Origin of the sequence: Streptomyces sp. NPDC002133 (assembly GCF_040296405.1) — a bacterium.
In the GTDB taxonomy this organism is placed as follows: domain Bacteria; phylum Actinomycetota; class Actinomycetes; order Streptomycetales; family Streptomycetaceae; genus Streptomyces.
In genome coordinates this window covers 17,199-37,674 of the sequence record NZ_JBEOXF010000046.1, presented here as the reverse complement: position 1 = coordinate 37,674, position 20,476 = coordinate 17,199, and the positions used below count along the sequence as shown (strand labels likewise).

The window sequence follows — 20,476 nt, the reverse complement described above, 5'->3', positions numbered from 1 at the left end:
AGGGTACGCCGGGGGCGACGGGGCACCGTTGTCAGCGGTGTCATCGGTGTCATCGGTGTCATCGGTGTCATCGGTGTCCGGCAACGACGCGGGACTCGGCGCGGCGGGACACGACAGGAGACCGGGATAGCGCGTCTCCCGCACCGGACCGCTTCCGCTCTGATGTGCTGAAGGCATGACGTCCACATCCGCATCAGCCGCCGGCGGCGGCCCCGGGGCCGTGCGCCCGATGCGCGCCCGCAGCCGCGACGAGGCGCACCGCACGGCGACCCCGCTGGAGCTCCTCTTCGACCTCTGCTTCGTGGTCGCCGTGTCGCAGGCCGGGGCGCAGCTGGTCCACGCTGTGGCCGAGGGCCATGCCGGGGACGGGCTACGCAGTTACGCGATGGTGTTCTTCGCGATCTGGTGGGCCTGGATGAACTTCACCTGGTTCGCCTCCGCGTACGACACCGACGACATCCCGTACCGGGTGGTGACGTTCATCCAGATCACGGGAGTGCTGATCCTCGCCGCCGGGGTGGCCCGGGCCTTCCTCCAGCAGGACTTCTTCATGGTCTTCCTCGGCTATGTGGTGATGCGGCTGGGGCTCATCACGCAGTGGCTGAGGGCGGCGGCATCGACGCGGGGCGCCGAGCGGAGGACAGCGCTTCGGTACGCGGGCGGGATCGCCCTCTGTCAGGTCGGCTGGACGGCGCTCGTGTTCACGCCCCAGGGCGCACGTCCCTGGGTGTTCCTCGTGATGGCGCTCGCGGAGATGGCGGTACCGCTGCTCGCCGAGCGTTCCCTGGCCACCAGCTGGCACGCCCGCCACATCGCCGAGCGCTATGGCCTGTTCACCATCATCGTGCTGGGCGAGACGGTCCTCGCCGCCACGGTCGGGGTGCAGTCGGCGCTGGACGTGAGCCCCGAGCTGGGGGGCCTGTTGCCGATCGCCGCCGGCGGGCTGCTGATCGTGTTCGCGGCCTGGTGGATCTACTTCGCGGTGCCCGTACACGCCCGGCTGACGTCCAGCAGGGAGTCGTTCCGGTGGGGCTACGGTCACTATGTGATCTTCGCGTCCGCCGCGGCCATCGGGGCGGGCCTGGAGGTGGCGGTGGAGACGGTCATCCACAAGTCCCATATCTCGACAGCGGCCGCGGCGGCCGCGGTCACCGTACCCACGGCGGTGTTCCTGCTGACGGTATGGCTGCTGCACTCACGCCACTTCAAGCATGGCCTCGCACAGCAGCTGACGCTGCCCGTCTCGGCGCTGGCAATCCTGGCCTGCACCTTCGCGGGCAAGTGGGCGGTGCTCTCGGCAGGCCTGGTGGCGGCCGCGGCGGTGGCGGTGAGCGAGATGCTGCTCCATCATGGCCGGACTCGTCGACCGGCGTGATAGGCAAGGTCCATGACAGACACGGCATCTGCTCATGGACCGAACGACGCACTGACCGATGTGGCCGGTCTGCGGGTCGGGCATGCCCGGCTCTCCGGACCGGGCGCCCTCAGCGGCACCACCGTCGTCCTCGCGCCCGAGGGCGGGGCGATCGCCGCCGTCGACGTACGCGGCGGCGGGCCCGGCACCCGGGAGACCGATGCGCTCGACGCGCGCAATCTGGTCCAGCGCGTCGATGCGGTTGTCCTGACCGGCGGCAGCGCGTACGGGCTGGACTCCGCATCCGGGGTGATGGCCTGGCTGGAGGAGCAGGGGCGCGGGTTTCCGGTCAGCCGCGAGCCCTGGCAGGTCGTGCCGGTCGTCCCGGCCGCCTGCGTCTTCGACCTGGGCCGCGGCGGCGAATGGCGGGCCAGGCCGGACGCGGCCACCGGTCGCGCGGCGGTGGAGGCGGCGGTACGCACGGAGCCGGGCGCACCGGTGGAGGAGGGCAACGTCGGCGCCGGTACGGGCGCGGTGGTGGGGCGCATCAAGGGCGGAGTCGGCACGGCGAGCACCGTGCTGCCCGGCGGGACCACGGTCGCAGCGCTGGTCGTGGCCAACGCCGCGGGCTCGGCGGTCGATCCGGACACAGGTGTGCTGTACGGGCAGTACTTCACCGGCGAGCGGCCCGCGTTCCCCTCCCCCGAGGTGCACGCGGCGGCCCTGCGCCGTCTCGCCCAGGCGGCCGAGAGGGACGACGTGCCGCCGCTCAACACGACCCTCGCCGTCGTCGCAACCGACGCCGAACTGACCCGCGCCCAGGCGCAGAAGCTTGCCGGCACCGCGCATGACGGCATCGCACGCGCCGTGCGCCCGGTCCATCTCCTCAACGACGGCGACACGGTCTTCACCCTGGCCACCGGCGTACACCCGCTCGGTCCTCACCCGCTCGCCCTCAACGCCGTGCTCGCGGCGGGCGCGGACGTCGTGACACGGGCGATCGTGCGCGCCGTGCGGGCGGCGCGCACCGTGACCGGCCCGGGCGGCGACTTCCCCTCGTACCAGGAGCTGTACGGGCCCTCCGTCGGCTGACACGAGACACCCGTTCGGCGGGCCGACACCCTTTCCGTGTACGGGAGTTGGGAGGGTGCGCGAAGGTGCGGGGAAACTTTGTGCACGCCCCGTTCGTTTTCCCGAACCCTGGACGAGATGACAGACCCAGGGGCTACGTTAAGCAGTCATCAAGTGACGTGTGGCAACGGCCTGGACATCCGGAGATCCACCTTGAACGATCCGTACGAGACAACCGAGACGCACCTCGAGCGGCTCCTGGGTCGGGCACTCAACTCCTTCGACCTGCCCGACACCACGGTCGAGCGGCTCGAATCCGCGCTGGCGCACGCCAGCTCGCTGCACTCCTCGCACCACAGCGCGGCCCTGCACCGCACCACCTACCGGCATGCGTACCTGCTGGCCGACGGCTCCGCCGTCACCCTCTGGGAGCTGGTGCACAACTCCGGCCGGGACGGTGCCGAGCAGCACGAGCTGTATGCGGAGGAGGGGGAGGCACGGCTCGCCGCGTCCCGGCTGCGGGCACGGCATCCGGAGCGGCCGGATCGTGCGCAGACGGACGGTCTCGCAGCATTGCTCGACGCGGAGCCGGGCTCGGATCCCGGCCTCGAGCCCGAGCCCGACCTCGAGGCCGATCTGGAGCTGCTCGGCCGACTGCTGGCCACTCCCCCGGCGGCCCCCGCGCGCACGTACGTCCCCGACAACTCCCCGGACCACGCCCGCCGTCTCCTGCGCCGTGCCGAGAACCCGGACCGGCCGGGCGAGGACACGGCCCGGCTGCTGCGGTCGGCGTTCGCGCACCACATCGGCCAGGCGTTCGGCCGTCAGTGCCCGATCGACGACCGGGGCTCGGGATTCACGCTCTACGAGCACGCGTTCCTGCTGCTCGACGGCACCGAGCTGAGCCTGTGGGAGGTGGAGCACACGGCAACGCCCGACGGCCGCCACATGTGCGAGGTCTACGCCGACGAGCGCACCGCGCGCGGGGCGATGGAGCTCCGCGCGCGGGTGCGCTGACCGACGGGCCGTCGGGGCGAGGGCTCAGACGGCGGCGACCACCGTGGGCTTCTCGGCCGCGGCTTCCTGAGCCGCGGGGCTCACCACTGAGGTCTTCCGCATGCCCTTCAGCAGGATGACCAGGCCGGCGCTGACGACGGTGCCCGCAAGGATGGCGACCAGGTAGAGGAACGGGTTGCCGATCAGCGGGACCACGAAGATGCCGCCGTGCGGTGCGCGCAGTGTGCACTCGAAGGCCATCGACAGCGCGCCGGTGACCGCGCCGCCCACCATCACCGACGGGATGACCCGCAGCGGGTCCGCAGCGGCGAACGGGATCGCGCCTTCCGTGATGAAGGAAGCGCCCAGCACCCAGGCCGCCTTGCCGTTCTCCCGCTCGGCCTTCGTGAACAGCTTGCCGCGCACCGTCGTGGCCAGCGCCATCGCCAGCGGCGGCACCATGCCCGCGGCCATCACCGCGGCCATCACCTTGAGGGAGCCGTCGGTGGCGTTGGCGAGACCGCCGACGGCGAAGGTGTACGCGACCTTGTTGAGCGGGCCTCCCAGGTCGAAGCACATCATCAGGCCCAGGATGACGCCGAGGATGATGGCATTGGCACCGGTGAGACCGTTCAGCCAGTCGGTGAGCCCCTGCTGGAGCCTGGCGAGCGGCTCGCCGATCACCAGGAACATCAGAAATCCGACGATCACCGAGGAGATCAGCGGGATCACGACGACGGGCATGATGCCGCGCAGCACGGCGGGCACCCTGACCTTCTGGATCGCGAGGACGACGGCGCCTGCGAGGAGTCCGGCGACCAGGCCGCCGAGGAAGCCCGCCTTGATCGTGATGGCGATCGCCCCGCCGACGAATCCCGGCACGAGGCCGGGGCGGTCGGCCATTCCGTAGGCGATGTACCCGGCGAGTACGGGGATCAGGAAGCTGAACGCGAGCCCGCCGATCTGGAAGAGGAGCGCGGCCCAGCTGGTGTGGTCGCCCCAGGCGAAGACCTCGGCGACGGACTTGGCGCCGGTGATCTCGTAACCGCCGATGGCGAACCCGAGGGCGATGAGGAGGCCGCCTGCGGCGACGAACGGGATCATGTAACTGACGCCGGACATCAGCCACTTGCGGAGCTTCGTGCCGTACCCCTCGTCGGCCGCGCCGCCGCGCTCGACGGGGGTGGGCCGGGCGGTGTCGGTCACCTCACCGCGGGCGGCCTTCTCGCGCACCTCGGCGATGAGTTCGGCGGGGCGGTTGATACCGGCCTTCACGCCCACGTCGACGGTGGGCTTCCCGGCGAACCGCTCCTTGTCCCGTACGGGGACGTCGTGCGCGAAGATCACGCCGTCCGCGGCCTCGACGACCGCCGGGTCGAGCCGGGTGAACCCGGCGGAACCCTGCGTTTCGACGGCGACTTCGACGCCCGCGGCGTGGCCGGCCTTTTCGAGGGACTCGGCGGCCATGTAGGTGTGGGCGATGCCGGTGGGGCAGGAGGTGACGGCGACGACGCGGAAGGGCTTCTCTCCCTGCCCCTGCCCGTCCCCTGAACCGGGGGACACCACCGGTCCGCCGACAGCGGCGTCGCCCGGCTCCGCGCCGGCGCCTGCCGGTGCGGCCGGACCTCCGGCGCCTCGCGCGGCCGCAGGCTCGAGCGCGGGCTTCACGCCGGGCTTCCCGGGCTCCTGCCCGGCGAGGACATCAGTGGCGTAGGCCGTCGCGGCCCCCGCGGTCTCCGCGTCCCCCGCGACCGCTTCAGCCGGCTCGATGTCGCCGCTGATCAGGGCCGCGGCCGTGGCCGGCGAGGGGGTGGCGCGGAGGGCGGAGGTGAAGTCCTCGTTCATGAGGCGGCGGGCGAGGGAGGAGAGGATGGTGAGGTGGGCGTCGTCGGCGCCCGCGGGGGCGGCTATGAGGAAGATCAGGTCGGCCGGGCCGTCCGGGGCGCCGAAGTCGATTCCGGAGGGCGCGCGGCCGAAGGCCAGGGTGGGGTCGGTGACGTGGGTGCTGCGGCAGTGCGGGATGCCGATGCCTCCGTCGAGGCCCGTCGGCATCTGGGCCTCGCGCGCGGCCACGTCGGCGAGGAAGCCGTCGAGGTCGGTGACGCGGCCGAGTGCGCGCATGCGCTCGGCCAGCGAACGGGCCGCCTCGTCCTTCGTTGCGGCGGCCAGGTCGAGGTCGACCAGGTCCGCGGTGATCATGTCGCTCATCGCGGGCTCCCTTGCTCCATGAGTACGCGGTCGAGGGGGACGTCCGCGGTCACCAGGACCGCGGCGGGATCGAGGTCGGACGGCGTGGGCATCACGCTGCCCGGGAGTTGGACGGCGGCCGCGCCGTGCGCCACCGCGGCGGCCAGGGCGTCCGGCCCCTCGCCGCCCGCCGCCAGGAAGCCGGCCAGGGACGCGTCGCCGGCGCCGACGTTGCTGCGGATGCGATCGGCGGCGACGGCGGCGGACGCGAACCAGGTCCCGGCCGAGGAGACGAGCAACTGCCCGTCCGCTCCCAGGCTCGCCAGCACCGCGACCGCCCCGAGCGAGCGCAGTTCCTCCGCCGCCTTCACCGCGTCGCCCACCGTCGTCAGAGGTCTGCCGACCGCCCCGGCGAGTTCGTCCGTGTTCGGTTTGACCACGTCGGGGCGGCCGGACAGGGCCGACAGCAGGGACGGTCCGGAGGTGTCCAGGGCGATCCGGGCACCCGACTCGTGCGCCCGGGCCACCAACTCCGCGTACCAGGAGGGCTCCAGGCCCCGCGGCAGGCTGCCGCAGCACGCGATCCAGGACGCGGAGGGCGAGTGGGCGGAGGCGGCCGCGAGCAGCGCCGTCGACTCGTCGGCCGTCAGCAGCGGGCCCGGTGCGTTGATCTTCGTCAGCGTCCCGTCCGGCTCCGCGAGCGCGACGTTCGACCGCGTCGCGCCCGCCACCGGTACCGGAGCCACCTCGATCCCGTGTCCCGCCAGCAGATCCGCGACCAGCGCGCCGGGAGCGCCGCCGAGCGGCATCACCGCGACCGTGCGGTGCCCGGCCGCCGCGACCGCCCGGGACACGTTGACGCCCTTGCCGCCGGGGTCCATGCGTTCGCCGGTGGCCCGCAGCACTTCGCCGCGCTCCAGGCCCGGGATCTCGTACGTCCGGTCCAGCGACGGGTTCGGGGTGACGGTGAGAATCATGTGCGTACTACTTCCGTGCCCGCGGCCTCTATCGCCGCGGCATCCTCGGGGCTGAGCCCGCTGTCCGTGATGAGCAGATCGACGTCGGCGAGGTCGGCGAAGCGGGCGAAGTGCTCCTCGCCGTACTTGGCGGAGTCGGCCAGCAGCACCACGCGCCGGGCCGCGGCGACGAGCGCGCGCTTGACGGCGGCCTCGGCCAGATCGGGCGTGGTCAGCCCGGCCCCCGGCGAGAAACCGTTCGTGCCGAGGAAGACGACATCGGCGCGGATCTCCCCGTACGCCCGCAGTGCCCACGCGTCGACGGCGGCGCGCGTACGGTGCCGGACCCGGCCACCCACCAGATGCAGGTCGATTCCGGGGTGGTCCGCGAGCCTTGCCGCGGCGGGCAGGGCGTGGGTGACGACCGTGAGCGAGCACTCCAGCGGGAACGAGGCAGCCAGTCGCGCCACCGTGGAACCCGCGTCGAGGATGACGCTTCCGTCCTCGGGCAGCTCGGCGAGCGCGGCCCGCGCGATGCGGTCCTTCTCGTCGGCGGCGGTCGACTCGCGCTCGGCGAGGTCCGGTTCGAAGTCGAGCCGCCCGGCCGGGATGGCCCCGCCGTGCACCCGGCGCACGAGCCCGGCCCGGTCCAGGGCCTTCAGATCGCGCCGGATGGTCTCGGCGGTGACCTGGAACTCGTCGGCGAGAGACAGCACATCGACGCGTCCGCCTTCGCGGGCGAGGCGGATGATCTGCTGCTGACGCTCGGGTGCGTACATGTGGGTTTACGTCCGTTCCATGCCCGAACCTGTGGTTTCACGCAAGACTACGCCCCGATTTCCATGAAGTAAACAGACTCGGGCAATTATCGGGCATGAACAGACAGAGGCCCGGCGCCGGGGACACGCCCCGTGCCGGGCCCCTGCGCCGGGCCTCGCGCCCGCACTTCCCTCGTACTCCCCCGAATTTCCCCCGTGCTCCCCGGGCCGCACCGCAACGCGCTCAGTACGCGAGCATCGGCTCCCGCTCCTCCTCCGCGCGAGGCTCCGAAGGAACGGACTCCATGGCCCCCTCCATGTGCTGCTTCGGCCGCGCCGGCAGCGCGAACATCACTACGAAGATCGCCGCCAGCACCGCGACGACCCACCACAGGGAGCTCTGGAACGCGTCCGCGAACGCCGGGCCCACGGCAACCGGTGCGAGCGGCTCGTCGATCGCCCCGAAGAAGACGACCGAGACCAGTCCGAGACCGAGCGCGTTGCCCATCTGCGCCGTCGTGTTGATCAGCCCGGACGCCGAGCCGGCGTGCTCGCGCGGCACGTCGGACAGCACCGCGTCCGTCAGCGGCGCCACGATCAGCCCCATGCCGAGCCCCATGATCACGAGTGGCGCGATCATCTGCCAGGAGTGGATCCCCGTGCCGTACCGCCCGGCCTCCCAGATGTAGAGCAGCAGGCCGGCCCCCATGGTCAGCGCTCCTGCCTGCAGCACCTTCCGCCCGAAGCGCGGCACCAGCTTCTGGACGGACATCCCGGCCGCCAGCGACACGGCGATGGAGAACGGCACCCCGGTGAGCCCCGCCCTGAGCGGGCTCCAGCCCAGGCCGATCTGCATGTACAGCGTCCAGACCAGGAAGAAGATGCCCATGACCACGCCGAAGGTCAGCTGGACCGCGATACCGGCGGCGAAGCTCTTCACCTTGAACAGCGACAGCTCCACGAGCGGGGAACCGTCCCTGCGCGTCTTCCACTTCTCGTACGCCACGAACACGGCGAACACCAACGGGCTGCCCGCCATGCACAGATGGCCCCACAGCGGCCAGTCCAGCTCACGGCCGCGCGTGAGCGGGTAGATCAGCATCAGCAGACCGGTGGTGACCAGCGCTACGCCGACCAGGTCGAGGCGGAGCGCCTTCTCGGCGCGGGACTCGGTGATGAACTTCCGGCCGAGGACGACGCCCGCGATGCCGACCGGCAGATTGATCAGGAAGATCGGCCGCCACTCGAGGCCGAACAGATTCCACTGGGTCAGCAGCGCGCCGAGCAGCGGGCCGGAGACGGCCCCGAGCCCGACGATCGCGCCGAACATCCCGAAGACCTTGCCGCGTTCGTGCGCCGGGAACGTCACATGGATGATCGCGAGCACCTGCGGCACCATCATCGCGGCCATCGCGCCCTGCAGCAGCCGCGCGGCGACGAGCATCTCGGCGTCCACCGCGAAGCCGCACAGCGCGGAGGCGAGCGTGAAGCCGGTGATGCCGATCAGGAACAGGCGCTTGCGGCCGAAGATGTCACCGAGTCGGCCACCCGTGATCAGGCCGGCGGCGAACGCCAGCGCGTAACCAGCGGTGATCCACTGGATCGCGCCGAACGACGCGCCGAGATCGTGCTCGATCGACGGGATCGCGATGTTGACGATGGTGACGTCCACCAGGTCCATGAAAGCCGCCGTCATGACGATGGCCAGGGCTGTCCAGCGACGCCGGTCGGCAGTGGTGGCAGGGTCGGAAGCCGTATCCAGTACGGCGGCTGGGGAACTCATGCCCGAGAAGCTAGGCGGGATATAGGCCAGCTCGTGACCTAGAAGGTGGCCAGTATGGAACGTATGACAGACACCCCGGCACGACTGCTGAATCTGCTGTCCTTGCTCCAGACGCCGCGCGAGTGGCCGGGCAGCGAGCTCGCCGAACGGCTCCGGGTCAGCCCGCGCACCATCCGCCGGGACATCGACCGGCTGCGCGACCTCGGCTATCCGGTCGAGGCGACGCGAGGCGCGGTCGGCGGATACCGGCTGGTCGCGGGTGCCGCGATGCCGCCGCTGTTGCTCGACGACGAGGAGGCCGTCGCGATCGCGGTGGGGCTGCGGGCGGGGGCCGGCCACGCCATCGAGGGCGTGGACGAGGCGTCCGTGCGGGCCCTGGCCAAGCTGGAGCAGGTGCTGCCGTCACGACTGCGACACCGTGTCTCCTCCCTCCAGAACGCGACGATCCCGCTCACCCGCGGCGACGGAGCGACCGTCGACCCGCACACCCTCACCGCCATCGCGGCGACCGTGACCGGCCGCGAGCGGCTGCGCTTCGACTACCGCTCCGGCGACGGCACGGAGACGAAGCGGCAGGTCGAGCCGTACCGGCTGGTCTCGACCGGGCGGCGGTGGTACCTGGTCGCGTACGACCTCGTGCGCGACGACTGGCGTACCTTCCGGGTCGACCGGGTCGGCGAGCCGTTCCCGACAGGCGCGCGGTTCACACCGCGCGAGGTCCCTGAGGGCTGGGACGCCGCAAAGCTCCTGTCGCACTCCATGTCCCGCAATCAGCCGGAGCTCGCGCTGGACGTGAGCTTCGAGGCGTCGGCGGAGTCCGTCTCCGGCCGCCTCCCCGACTATCTGGGCACGCCCGAGCCGACGGGCCCGGACAGCTGCCGCCTCCGGACCCGCTCGCAGGACTCCCTGGAGTGGCTGGCACTCCGACTGGCCATGGTCGACTGCGCGTTCACGGTCCACGGGCCGCCGTCGCTCCGCGACCACCTCGCGTCCCTGGGTGACCGCCTCACCCGCGCGGCGAGCGCGCGGAGCGCGGCCGGGACAGCCGGGACGGCCGGCACGGGAAGCCCGGAGAGCACAGCCGGAAGGCGGAGCACGTCTCGCACCGCGGGCCCGAGCACATCTGACGCCGCCGGCCCACCGCGCGCATGAAGGACCCCGACACCGGGGGGGGAGGGTGCCGGGGTCCGCTCTGGGAGGGTGGGGCGAGCCCCCACCTCATCAGGCCTGGCCACGCCTGATCCTACGCCGCCGCGTCGAAGCCCGTGTCGCGCGCCATGCGCTTCAGCTCCAGCAGCGCGTGCTTCTCGATCTGCCGGATGCGCTCACGCGTCAGACCGTGCTCCTTGCCGACCTCCGTCAGCGTGCGCTCGCGGCCGTCCTCGATGCCGTACCGCATACGGATGATGGAGGCGGTCCGGTGGTCGAGCTTGTCGATCAGGTCGTCGAGCTCCTCGCTGCGCAGAAGTGTCATCACGGACTGCTCCGGCGACACCGCGGAGGTGTCCTCCAGCAGATCGCCGAACTGCGTCTCTCCGCCGTCGTCCACCGCCATGTTCAGCGAGACCGGGTCACGGGCCCAGTCGAGCACATCGATGATCCGCTCCGGCGTCGAGCCCAGCTCCTCGGCCACCTCGGCCGGCTCGGGCTCGCGCCCGTGCTCGCGGTTGAACTCGCGCTGGACACGGCGGATCCGGCCCAGCTCCTCCACCAGGTGGACGGGCAGCCGGATCGTGCGCGACTGATCGGCTATGGAGCGGGTGATGGCCTGACGGATCCACCAAGTGGCGTACGTCGAGAACTTGAAGCCCTTCGCGTAGTCGAACTTCTCCACCGCGCGCACGAGACCGGCGTTGCCCTCCTGGATCAGGTCCAGCAACGGGAGCCCGCTGCGCGGATAGCGGCGCGCGACGGCCACCACCAGGCGCAGATTCGACTTGATGAAGATGTCCTTGGCGCCCTCGCCCTCGCGGACCAGTGCCTCCAGCTCCTCGCGTGTGGCACCGCCCGCCTCGCTCTCCACCTCGCCTTCGAGGATCTGCCTGGCGTACACCCCGGCCTCGATGGTCTGGGAGAGCTCGACCTCCTTGGCGGCGTCGAGCAGCGGCGTGCGCGCGATCTCGTCGAGATACATACCGACCAGGTCGCGGTCGGCGATCTCCCCGCTCGCGGCGCGAACACTGCGTGCCCCATCGGAACCGGCCCCATTGGCGGCGGACTGACGACGGGCGACGGCACGGGTTGCCATGCGTGCTCCCTTGCTGAGTAGGTCGCGACACCCTTCAGGGTCTTCCAGGTGCCCTGCATCCGAGGGAAACAACGACTGGAATCCGGACAGAATTCCCAGGAGTGCAGGGTTTTTTGTGATCTTGCAGTACCCTGTGCCGCCACTTGGGAGGACGGATGCTGCCGAAGCACACAGAGGTGCAGGTCAGAGCGGGCTCGGAGGCCGATCTCCCGGCCCTCACCGAGCTCTACAACCACTACGTGCGCGAGACGGCCGTGACCTTCGACACCGCCGCGTTCACGCCCGAGCAGCGCCGCCCGTGGCTGCACTCCCACCCTGAAGACGGCCCGCACCGCCTTCTGGTTGCTCGGGATGTCCGTTCTGACCGAATTCTGGGTTACGCGACCAGCAGCGCGTTCCGCCCGAAGCCCGCGTACGCCACATCCGTCGAGGTCAGCGTCTATCTCGCGGCCGACGCCGTGGGCCGCGGCATCGGCACACTCCTCTACGACGCGCTCTTCGCCGCCCTCGCGGACGAGGACCTGCACCGCGCCTATGCCGGCATCGCCCTTCCGAACGAGGCCTCGATCGGGCTCCATGAGCGCTTCGGCTTCCGGCACGTCGGAACGTACGCGGAGGTGGGCCGAAAGTTCGGCCGCTACTGGGACGTGGCCTGGTACGAGAAGAAGCTGGGCCGACCCGGCACGGCGCCACCCGAGCGCCGGACAGGGACCGACCGGACACGGACCTAACCGAACTGGACCGACCGCTTGGCCAGCCCCATCCAGAACCCGTCGATGACGCTCCGCCCCCGGTCCAGTTCCCCGGAGGCGTCCGCCGCTCCCAGTGTCACGAACAGCGGAGCGAAGTGCTCGGTCCGCGGATGGGCCAGCCTGCCCGCCGGCGCCTTGTGCTCGAAGTCCAGCAGGGCGTCCACGTCGCCGGCGGCCAGCGCCCGCTGCCCCCAGTCGTCGAACTCGGCGGACCAGCCGGGTATGCCGCCGCCCGCCTGCCGCAGCGCCGCCAGGTTGTGGGTGAAGAAGCCGCTGCCGATGATCAGCACGCCCTCGTCGCGCAGCGGAGCGAGCCTGCGTCCGATCTCCAGCAGCCGCTGCGGGTCGAGCGTCGGCATGGAGACCTGCAGCACGGGGACATCCGCGCCGGGGAACATCTCGACGAGCGGGACGTACGCGCCGTGGTCGAGACCGCGGTCCGGGATGTCCTGGACAGGCGTACCTGCGCCGCGCAGCAGCTTCCGTACGGACTCGGCCAGCGCGGGCGCACCCGGGGCCTCGTACCGCACCCGGTAGTAGTGCTCGGGGAAGCCCCAGAAGTCGTACACGAGCGGCACGGGCTCGGTCGCGCCGAGCGCGAGCGGGGCCTCCTCCCAGTGGGCGGAGATCATCAGGATGGCCGTGGGCCTCGGCAGATCCGCGGACCACGCGGCGAGCTGGCCGGTCCATACCGGGTCGTCGGCGAGAGGCGGTGCGCCGTGCGAGAGGTAGAGGGCGGGCATCCGCTCCGCGTACACGTCCGCACCCACAGGAGCCTCCCGGGCCTCGAGCGAATCTTCTTGAACATTCAAGTTCATGCCGAGGGACAGGTTAGGCGCATCTTGTTCAACTTTCAAGGACGGGCTCGTACAGTGGACGCATGACTACGGCGAACGACGCGGGCGACTCCCGCTGGCTCAGCGCGGAGGAGCAGCGCGTGTGGCGTTCGTACCTCCAGGCGACCACCCTCCTCGAGGACACTCTCGACCGCCAGCTCCAGCGGGACGCGGGGATGCCGCACATCTATTACGGCCTGCTCGTCCAGCTCGCCGAGGCACCGCGGCGCCGCCGGCGCATGACCGAGCTGGCCAAGGACGCCAAGATCACCCGGTCCCGGCTCTCACACGCGATCGCGCGCCTGGAGAAGAACGGCTGGGTGCACCGCGAGGACTGCCCCTCCGACAAGCGGGGCCAGAACGCGTACCTGACGGACAAGGGGTACGAGGTCCTGCAGAAGGCGGCGCCGGGCCATGTCACCGCCGTACGGCAGGCGATCTTCGACCGGCTCACGCCGGAACAGGTGCGCCAGCTGGGCGAGATCACCCGCACCATGGTCGAGAGTCTCGAGCCGGACTGCGCGGGCGCGGACCTTCCCTGGCTGCGCTGAGCCGCCGCCCTTCCTGGCGCATGGAGCGGGGCTCCGCCCGGGGTCCGGTGGATCCGGATCCGGGTGGAGCCCCGCTCCCCCGCACAGTGACCTGGGCGTCGGCCTGACGTCAGCCCGACCTCCGACCGACCTCCGACCTGAACGTCGGCCCTGGCCATAAGCCCTGGACGTCGGCCCCGGCCCCCGGCCGCGCGCTCAGTGCGCGATGACCGGGACCCTCACCTCGTCCTCGGCACCCTCACCGGCGCCGTCCGCGGACGACGCCACCGCGCCGGTCCCCGGCCGCCCGCTGTTGATGAAGGTGAACGCGATGGCCGAAGCCGCCACCAGGATGCCGACGGCCCACCAGATGGCGCTGGCGTAGCCGTGCACCAGGCCCTGCATCTGCAGCGTCTGCTGCGCCTGGGGGCCGGTCGCGCCCGCCGCGTGCGCGGCGATGTACGAGGTGGTCGCGGAGGCGGCGATCGTGTTCAGCAGGGCCGTACCGATCGCGCCGCCGACCTGCTGCGAGGTGTTCACCATCGCGGAGGCGACGCCCGCGTCCCGCGCCTCGACGCCGTGCGTGGACAGCGACATGGCCGGCATGAAGGCCGTACCCATGCCGAGGCCGAGCAGCAGCTGCGCCGGCAGGATCAGTCCGGCGTACGACGAGCCGATCTCGAGCTGCGTCAGCAGCAGCATGCCCGTCGCGGCGACCAGGAAGCCGGGCCCCATGAGCCGCCGGGGCGGGACGCGGGTCATCAGCCGGGCGCCGATCTGCGTCGAGCCCGTGATCATGCCCACGATCATCGGGAGGAAGGCGAAGCCCGTCTTGACCGGCGAGTACCCCTTCACGACCTGCAGGTAGTACGTGAGGAAGAGGAAGAGGCCGAACATCGCGATGATGGCGAGCCCCAGCGAGAGGTAGACACCGCCGCGGTTGCGCTCGGTCAGGACGCGCAGCGGCAGCAGCGGCGAGCGGACCTTGGACTCGGTGAACACGAAGGCCGCGAGCAGGACCGCCGAAGCGACGAAGAGACCGATGGTCATGGAGTCCGACCAGCCGTCCGCCTCGGCACGCGTGAATCCGTACACCAGGGCCACCAGGCCGAGGGTGGAGAGGATGACGCCGGGGATGTCGAGCGGCGAGCGGTTGCGGCCGCCGGCCGGCTCGCGGATCACGAAGTACGCGCCCGCGGCCGCGACGACGGCAAAGGGGATGTTGACGTAGAACGTCCAGCGCCAGTCGAGGTACTCGGTGAGGAAACCACCGAGGATCAGACCGACGGCGCCACCGCCACCGGCGATAGCGCCGAAGATGCCGAAGGCCTTCGCCCGCTCCTTGGCGTCGGTGAACGTCACGGCGAGCAGCGAGAGCGCAGCCGGAGCGAGCAGCGCGCCGAAGGCGCCCTGGAGCGCGCGCGAACCGAGCAGCATGGCCTCACCCGTGGCCGCGCCGCCGACGGCGGACGCGGCGGCGAAGCCGAGCAGACCGACGACGAAGGTGCGCTTGCGGCCCCACAGGTCGGCGATGCGTCCGCCGAAGAGCAGCAGTCCGCCGAAGGCGAGGGCGTAGGCGGTGATGACCCACTGCCGGTTGCCGTCCGAGATACCCAGGTCCTGCTGGGCGGACGGCAGCGCGATGTTCACGATGGTCGCGTCGAGCACGACCATCAGCTGGGCCAGGGCTATGAAGACCAGGGCCTTCCAGCGGCTCGGATCAGGACCCGCGGAGAGCGGGAGCTGCGTCTGGGCGGTTTTTGACATGGGTGTGGCCACCTAGGGGTGCGTAAGCGTGAAAAACGGTCGTCGGTACCGGCGCGCGCGGACGAGTCGGTGTCGGGCACCGGGCGTAAGTGCTTCCGGATTACGGATGTCGGATCGCGAAGTGCGGACTACGGGTTTCGGATCACGGACTGCGGATGACGGGTCGGGTATGCGGATGACGGCGTGCTGGTCACGGATGGCGCCGCAGGTCCTCCAGGGTCGCGGCCGTACCGGGCAGCTCCGAGCGCGCGGGCGCCTCGAGTCCGTCCAGCAGCAACTGCAGATGGCGATGGGTGTACTGGTCGATGTCCGGGCACGCGATGCCGGGCAGCGGCCGGGTGAGCTGGGTCAGCGCGACCAACAGGTCTCCGACGGCGATGTCGGAGCGGAGCCGCCCCGCTGTCTGGGCCCGGTCGACGAGGCCATGGACGGCCTCTTCGAGCCGATCGCGCTCGTCGCAGAGTTCGGGATGGTCCTTGTCGAAGCCGCCGGAGAGGATCGGGCACAGCGCGCCGATCCGCTCGTCGGCGGCCGCGTGGGTGAAACGGCTCAGGGCGGCGAAGGGGTCCTCCTCCTCGGCGGCCGCTTCCTCCGCCCGGTCCGTGGTTCGGCTCAGGACGGCCAGGACGACCTCGTGGACGAGGGCGGCCCGGTCGGCGAAGTTCCGGTAGAGGGTGGCATTGCCGACGCCGGCGCGGCGGGCGACCTCGTCGAGCGGCACGTCGGGGCCGAACTCGACGAACATCTCGCGGGCCGCCGACACGATCCGCTCCCGGTTGCGCAGCGCGTCCGCGCGCGGCCGCTGGGCACGGCGCCCTGCGGTGTCGGTGGAGGTGGCGGTGGCGGGGCTCACGGCTCCACTCCCTCTCATGGCGTCGATCATGGGTCTACGTTGCGGTCTCCGACCCGGCCGGACAAGATCCGGGGACGGACTCCCCGTTTCGGGGGGACCCTCCTGCAAACGGGGAGTCCGTCCCCGGTTATTTCGCCTCGCCCCGGAAATCTCGGGTGACCTGCCTCACAGCCCTCGGGTTCCTGTCCCCCTCCCGCCGGCTCCCCTTTCCTCGGCGCGTCCCACGATCGGCTCACCCGGCGAGCGCCCGCCCCGCGCCCGAATCACGCTGATCAAACGGAGCGCAGCCGAGGACCGGCCGGCTGCCGCGGACCCGAAGGCGACCGCATGCAGCAGACCCGCCACCGGATACGCAGACAGGGCGTCCTCGGCGCGGTCGCCGCTCTTGCCCTTGCCGCCCTGACCTCGGCGAGCTCCATGCTTCCGGGCCCTTCGCGGGCTTCGGCCGGCCCGGTGGCAACGGCCGAGGAATCGGCGCTCGGCCCGTGCCGTATCGCGACCACCCCCGGCGTGCAGATGTCCGAGGGCATGCCCACCCCGACCGGTTACGTGCGCTCCACGGGCGAGGTCCGCGCCCTCAACATCATGATCGACTTCCCGGACGCGGAGGGCGAGGGCACGGCGCGCGAGCGTTACGAGGAGTTCTTCCCGCAGACCCAGCAGTGGTTCGCGACCAGCTCGTACGGGCGCCTCCTCTACCGCCCCGAGGCCCCGCTGCCGGACTGGCTGCGGATGCCGCTGCCCTTCGCGGCGTACGGGATAGAGCGCGGCGCGCCGTACGAGCCGGGCTATCGGCAGCTGGTGCAGGACTTGGTGACCACGGCCGACCCGCACGTGGACTTCAGCGCGTACGACCTGGTCAACGTCCTCGTCACGCCGAACGCCGGCCCGTCCGCGCTGGACACCGTCCTGTCCGTGACGTTCTCCGGGAACAACGAGGCGCCGCACGCGGACGGTGTGCCGCTCGCCAACACCTCGTTCGTCTACAGCCGCCAGGACGACGGGTCCGGGACGTACGACGAGACCGGCTTCCGGGTGCTCCCGCACGAGAACGGCCATGTCTTCGGCCTGCCCGACCTCTACACCTCGGAGGGCGGCGGCGCCGTCGGCCACTGGGACATCATGTCCGAGGACTGGGGCGCCAACAACGATCTGCTGGGCTGGCACAAGTGGAAGCTCGGCTGGCTCGACAACGACCAGGTCGGCTGCGTCTCGGCGAGTGGGGCGGCCGAGTACGACCTCACGCCGCTCGCCACCACGGGCGGCCGCAAGCTCGTCGTCGTGCCGACCGGCACGGACGCCGGTTACGCCGTGGAGGTCCGCACCCGGGAGGGGAACGACGAGGCGGTCTGCGAGCCGGGGGTCCTCGTCTACCGCGTCGAGACGGACATCGACACCGGGCAGGGGCCGGTGCGCGTCTCCGACAGCGACCAGGACAGCGGCGGCTGCACGCGGCGGCCCAATGTGCACGCCGAGCTCTCGGACGCGCCGTACCGGCCGGGAGAGTCGTTCACGGACGGGCGCCACGGGATCCAGATCACGGTGCTGTCGGAAAGCCTGGAGGGGACCTATCGCGTGCGTGTCACGCGTACCTGAGCCTCCTGAGCCCCGGTCCGGCTCGGCCCCGGCCTGCCGCTGCTAGCACCTGACCTGCTCCTCCAGCGGACCCCTGAGCTCCCGCTTGAGGATCTTCCCGGTGGGATTGCGGGGCAGCGGCTCGTCCCGTACGACGACATGGGCCGGCACCTTGAAGGCCGCGAGGCTCTTCGCGACATGCGCCCGCAGCTCGTCGGGGGTGACGGCGGCGCCGGGCCGCAGCTGGACCACCGTCGCGACCTCCTCGCCGAGGACGGGGTGCGGCACGCCGAGGACGGCCGCGTCGGCGACGTCCGGATGGCCGTGCAGGACGGCCTCCACCTCGACGCAGTACACGTTCTCCCCGCCACGGATGACGACGTCCTTGACGCGGTCGACGATCGAGATCCGGCCGCCGTCCCGTTCGGTCGCGAGGTCGCCGGTCCGGAACCAGCCGTCCTCCGTGAACGCGGCCGCCGTGGCCTCGGGGTCGCGCCAGTACCCGCGCACCAGCGACTGCCCGCGGAGCCAGAGCTCGCCGACCTCGCCCTCCGGGAGCACCTCGCCGGCCGGCCCGGCGATCCGGACCTCGGTGGCCGGGGTCGGGCGCCCGACACTGTCCGGGAACTCCCGGCACTCGACGCCGAAGTTCGCCGTCACGCCTCCGCTCGTCTCCGTCAGACCGTAGCCGTTGCGGGGCTCGATCCGCTGCCCGTACCGGGCCGTGAGCCGCCCGACGAGATCCGGCGGGGCGGCGGCACCGCCGGTGTTGAGATGCGTGAGGGTCTCCAGGGCCGCCCCTTGCCGCTCGGCGGCACCGAGCAACTGGAGCGCGGTGGTGGGCACCCCGGAGTAGTGCGTGACCCCGTGCTTCTCGATCAGCGCGAGCGCCTCGTCCGCGTCCCACTTCCGCATGAGGACGAGCGTCCCGCCGACGGCCATCACCGAGTACACCGTCGTGAAGGCCGCCACATGGAAGAACGGAAAGGTCATCAGGCAGACGGGCGCGGGCCCCTGCCCCGGGATCACGCCCCGTGCGAGTGCGGAGGCGGCGGCGGTGTACCGGGGGTTCATCGCGGCCCCTGCCTGGGCGAGATGGGTGGCGACGGCGCCCTTGGGCCGGCCCGTGGTGCCCGACGTGTAGATGATGGTGGCGTCGTCCTCGGGGCGTACGTCGACGTCGGGCGGCGCGGCGGCGGGGTCCGGGTGGGCCTCGGGCAGGTCCTCGTACCGTACGACGCCGTCGCCCACGGGCCCGTCATGGTGGAACACGACCACGGGCACCCGCCCGCGCGCCCACGCCCCGACCCTCTCCAGCCGCTCCCCGTCGACGAGCAGGACGCGGGGCTCGCAGTCGTCGAGCGCGTACGCGAACTCCTCCGCGGTCCACCAGGCGTTCAGCGGCACGGCCACCAGGCCGGCCAGCTGCGTGGCCCAGAAGGCGATCTGCCACTCGGGGTGGTTGCGCATCCCGACCACGGCCCGGTCGCCGGGCCGCAGCCCGTACTCCTCGGTGAACCGCCGCGCGAGCGCGGACGCGGCCGCGAAGAACTCCCCGTACGTGTACGTCCCGCTCTCCCCCACGAGGAACGGCCGCTCCCCGAACGCCCAGGTGGCCTCGACGAACTCCCGCAGCGTCCGCGGCCCGGACACGTACACCCCGTCGACTGTGGCAAAGGGGGCACCGGGCGCGGTGAGCGCGCTGAGGGCGGAGGAGGCGGAACGGGGGTGCGGCACGGGTCGCCCTCCTGTCGTGCGGTGACGCTGTCTGCGCCGTCGCACTGTCGTGCGCGGGGCTAAGCGCCCGCTCAGTTCCCTGCGACGCTATGCGCGGCGCGGGACCACGTCAAGATCTCCTCGGAGGGTGAGGGTGCCATGTGCCTCGGAGGGTGCCACGCAACTGGATCAACCCACCGACCGCCGGAACGTCCGGAACGTCACCCGCCGGGCTGTGCGCGGTGCGCAACGCTCGACGGGCGCGCCGCCCTGTCCCGCCTTCGTGGGATCCGAGGGAAATTCCGTCGTCGCAGCCCGGGCCTGATGACGTGCGACGCCCCCAAAGCTGCGGCGCAGAATCCCGTGCCCCGTCTGCATCGCTCGACTGCTCACGGGCTCATCGCCCGAGACGACCACTACGAACCGGGACGGATCCGAGAGCACGAGGGACGGATACGGACCAGTCGAACAATGATCTCTGCCAGTACCGGGGCAGTGCCCGGGCTCCTCCTACGGCTGCGGAGCGTCGGGACACGAGTCCGCCGACTGCGTCATCGTCCATCCGTCCCCGAGCACATGGACGCTCGTGTGTGCGGGGGACCGTTGTGCTTTGCCGGGAGGAGCCGCAAGGGCGCCGTCCCGATGCGCTTCCGCGGGCAGTGCGACGAACGACCCGCTCACGTGAGCCACCGTGCACGCCAACTGCAGCATGGCCGGATGGCTGAGGGGAGCGACATCATGGGGGAGCTTGATGGAGACGCCGTTGCCGCTGTCGGCCGTCACGTCCGGTGTATCCGTCAGGCGGGGCAGCTCCGTGGTGGCCGTCACGGCCTCGCTTGTCGTCGGTCCGTCGAACAGCCGGCCCACGACGGTACCGAGGTCCGTAGGATCGCCGATCGTGCGGGGATAGGCCGTCAGATCACCGCCGTCCAGGAAATAGAGGGAGACGACGACCGGCACCGAGGGCTTCGGACTGGGGGAGAACATGCCGCTCGCCGGTTCGCCGGCCTCGATGACGTCGGACGGGGGTACTCCGCACGCCGTCAGCGTGAGCGCGGCCGCGAGCCCCGCCAGCAGCGCCGTCACGCGCGAGC

General features: G+C 71.5%; 17 protein-coding genes. 7 read left to right on the top strand and 10 right to left on the bottom strand.

Annotated features, from left to right (window positions below):
- Positions 1–175: 175 nt before the first annotated feature.
- The 3 genes from ABT078_RS31225 (at position 176) to ABT078_RS31215 (ending at position 3,442) form a co-directional block, all read left to right on the top strand.
- Positions 176–1,375, top strand: coding sequence for a low temperature requirement protein A (locus ABT078_RS31225; protein ID WP_351233636.1), 1,200 nt, complete (start codon positions 176–178; stop codon positions 1,373–1,375).
- A gap of 12 nt (positions 1,376–1,387) precedes the next feature.
- A complete protein-coding gene (locus ABT078_RS31220; protein WP_351233634.1) occupies positions 1,388–2,446 on the top strand; it encodes a P1 family peptidase in 1,059 nt (352 codons plus the stop codon).
- A gap of 192 nt (positions 2,447–2,638) precedes the next feature.
- Positions 2,639–3,442 carry a DUF6227 family protein gene (locus ABT078_RS31215; RefSeq protein WP_351233632.1) on the top strand — a complete coding sequence of 268 codons (804 nt, stop codon included), beginning with the start codon at positions 2,639–2,641 and terminating at the stop codon, positions 3,440–3,442.
- Between the two features lie 24 nt (positions 3,443–3,466).
- Here the strand turns inward: ABT078_RS31215 and ABT078_RS31210 are convergent, their stop codons facing one another.
- From ABT078_RS31210 to ABT078_RS31195, 4 genes are all read right to left on the bottom strand, one after another.
- Complete coding sequence (locus ABT078_RS31210) at positions 3,467–5,629, bottom strand: PTS fructose transporter subunit IIABC (RefSeq protein ID WP_351233630.1); 2,163 nt, start codon at positions 5,627–5,629, stop codon at positions 3,467–3,469.
- The gene (gene pfkB, locus ABT078_RS31205) at positions 5,626–6,585 is read right to left on the bottom strand and encodes a 1-phosphofructokinase (RefSeq protein WP_351233628.1); all 960 of its coding nucleotides are present in this window, start codon (positions 6,583–6,585) and stop codon (positions 5,626–5,628) included. The genes ABT078_RS31210 and pfkB overlap by 4 nt, the downstream gene beginning before the upstream one ends.
- On the bottom strand, positions 6,582–7,343 hold the full coding sequence (locus ABT078_RS31200) for a DeoR/GlpR family DNA-binding transcription regulator (protein WP_351233626.1): 762 nt from the start codon (positions 7,341–7,343) through the stop codon (positions 6,582–6,584). The genes pfkB and ABT078_RS31200 overlap by 4 nt, the downstream gene beginning before the upstream one ends.
- A gap of 223 nt (positions 7,344–7,566) precedes the next feature.
- On the bottom strand, positions 7,567–9,105 hold the full coding sequence (locus ABT078_RS31195) for an MFS transporter (protein WP_351233624.1): 1,539 nt from the start codon (positions 9,103–9,105) through the stop codon (positions 7,567–7,569).
- Positions 9,106–9,168: 63 nt separating this feature from the next.
- On the opposite strand from ABT078_RS31195, the gene ABT078_RS31190 reads away from it, so the two are divergent.
- Entirely contained in the window at positions 9,169–10,257 is a 1,089-nt protein-coding gene (locus ABT078_RS31190) for a helix-turn-helix transcriptional regulator (RefSeq protein ID WP_351233696.1), read from the top strand.
- Between the two features lie 91 nt (positions 10,258–10,348).
- Here the strand turns inward: ABT078_RS31190 and ABT078_RS31185 are convergent, their stop codons facing one another.
- On the bottom strand, positions 10,349–11,353 hold the full coding sequence (locus tag ABT078_RS31185) for a sigma-70 family RNA polymerase sigma factor (protein ID WP_351233622.1): 1,005 nt from the start codon (positions 11,351–11,353) through the stop codon (positions 10,349–10,351).
- 155 nt (positions 11,354–11,508) lie between these two features.
- On the opposite strand from ABT078_RS31185, the gene ABT078_RS31180 reads away from it, so the two are divergent.
- Complete coding sequence (locus ABT078_RS31180) at positions 11,509–12,084, top strand: GNAT family N-acetyltransferase (protein ID WP_351233620.1); 576 nt, start codon at positions 11,509–11,511, stop codon at positions 12,082–12,084.
- On the opposite strand, the gene ABT078_RS31175 is transcribed toward ABT078_RS31180, so the two are convergent.
- Positions 12,081–12,848, bottom strand: coding sequence for a dioxygenase family protein (locus ABT078_RS31175; protein ID WP_351233694.1), 768 nt, complete (start codon positions 12,846–12,848; stop codon positions 12,081–12,083). The genes ABT078_RS31180 and ABT078_RS31175 overlap by 4 nt on opposite strands.
- A gap of 137 nt (positions 12,849–12,985) precedes the next feature.
- On the opposite strand from ABT078_RS31175, the gene ABT078_RS31170 reads away from it, so the two are divergent.
- Positions 12,986–13,492, top strand: coding sequence for a MarR family winged helix-turn-helix transcriptional regulator (locus ABT078_RS31170; RefSeq protein ID WP_351233618.1), 507 nt, complete (start codon positions 12,986–12,988; stop codon positions 13,490–13,492).
- Between the two features lie 195 nt (positions 13,493–13,687).
- Here ABT078_RS31170 and ABT078_RS31165 read toward each other — a convergent pair whose 3' ends face one another.
- Both ABT078_RS31165 and ABT078_RS31160 read right to left on the bottom strand, forming a co-directional pair.
- On the bottom strand, positions 13,688–15,238 hold the full coding sequence (locus ABT078_RS31165; RefSeq protein WP_351233616.1) for an MFS transporter: 1,551 nt from the start codon (positions 15,236–15,238) through the stop codon (positions 13,688–13,690).
- 190 nt (positions 15,239–15,428) lie between these two features.
- Positions 15,429–16,109, bottom strand: a complete 681-nt coding sequence (locus ABT078_RS31160; protein WP_502981399.1) for a TetR/AcrR family transcriptional regulator — start codon at positions 16,107–16,109, stop codon at positions 15,429–15,431.
- A 309-nt stretch (positions 16,110–16,418) separates the two neighbouring features.
- Here ABT078_RS31160 and ABT078_RS31155 point away from each other — a divergent pair, with 309 nt between their 5' ends.
- On the top strand, positions 16,419–17,687 hold the full coding sequence (locus ABT078_RS31155; RefSeq protein ID WP_351233612.1) for a M6 family metalloprotease domain-containing protein: 1,269 nt from the start codon (positions 16,419–16,421) through the stop codon (positions 17,685–17,687).
- A gap of 42 nt (positions 17,688–17,729) precedes the next feature.
- Here the strand turns inward: ABT078_RS31155 and ABT078_RS31150 are convergent, their stop codons facing one another.
- Entirely contained in the window at positions 17,730–19,403 is a 1,674-nt protein-coding gene (locus tag ABT078_RS31150) for a class I adenylate-forming enzyme family protein (RefSeq protein ID WP_351233610.1), read from the bottom strand.
- 489 nt (positions 19,404–19,892) lie between these two features.
- The gene (locus ABT078_RS31145) at positions 19,893–20,468 is read right to left on the bottom strand and encodes a hypothetical protein (protein WP_351233608.1); all 576 of its coding nucleotides are present in this window, start codon (positions 20,466–20,468) and stop codon (positions 19,893–19,895) included.
- Positions 20,469–20,476: the final 8 nt, after the last annotated feature.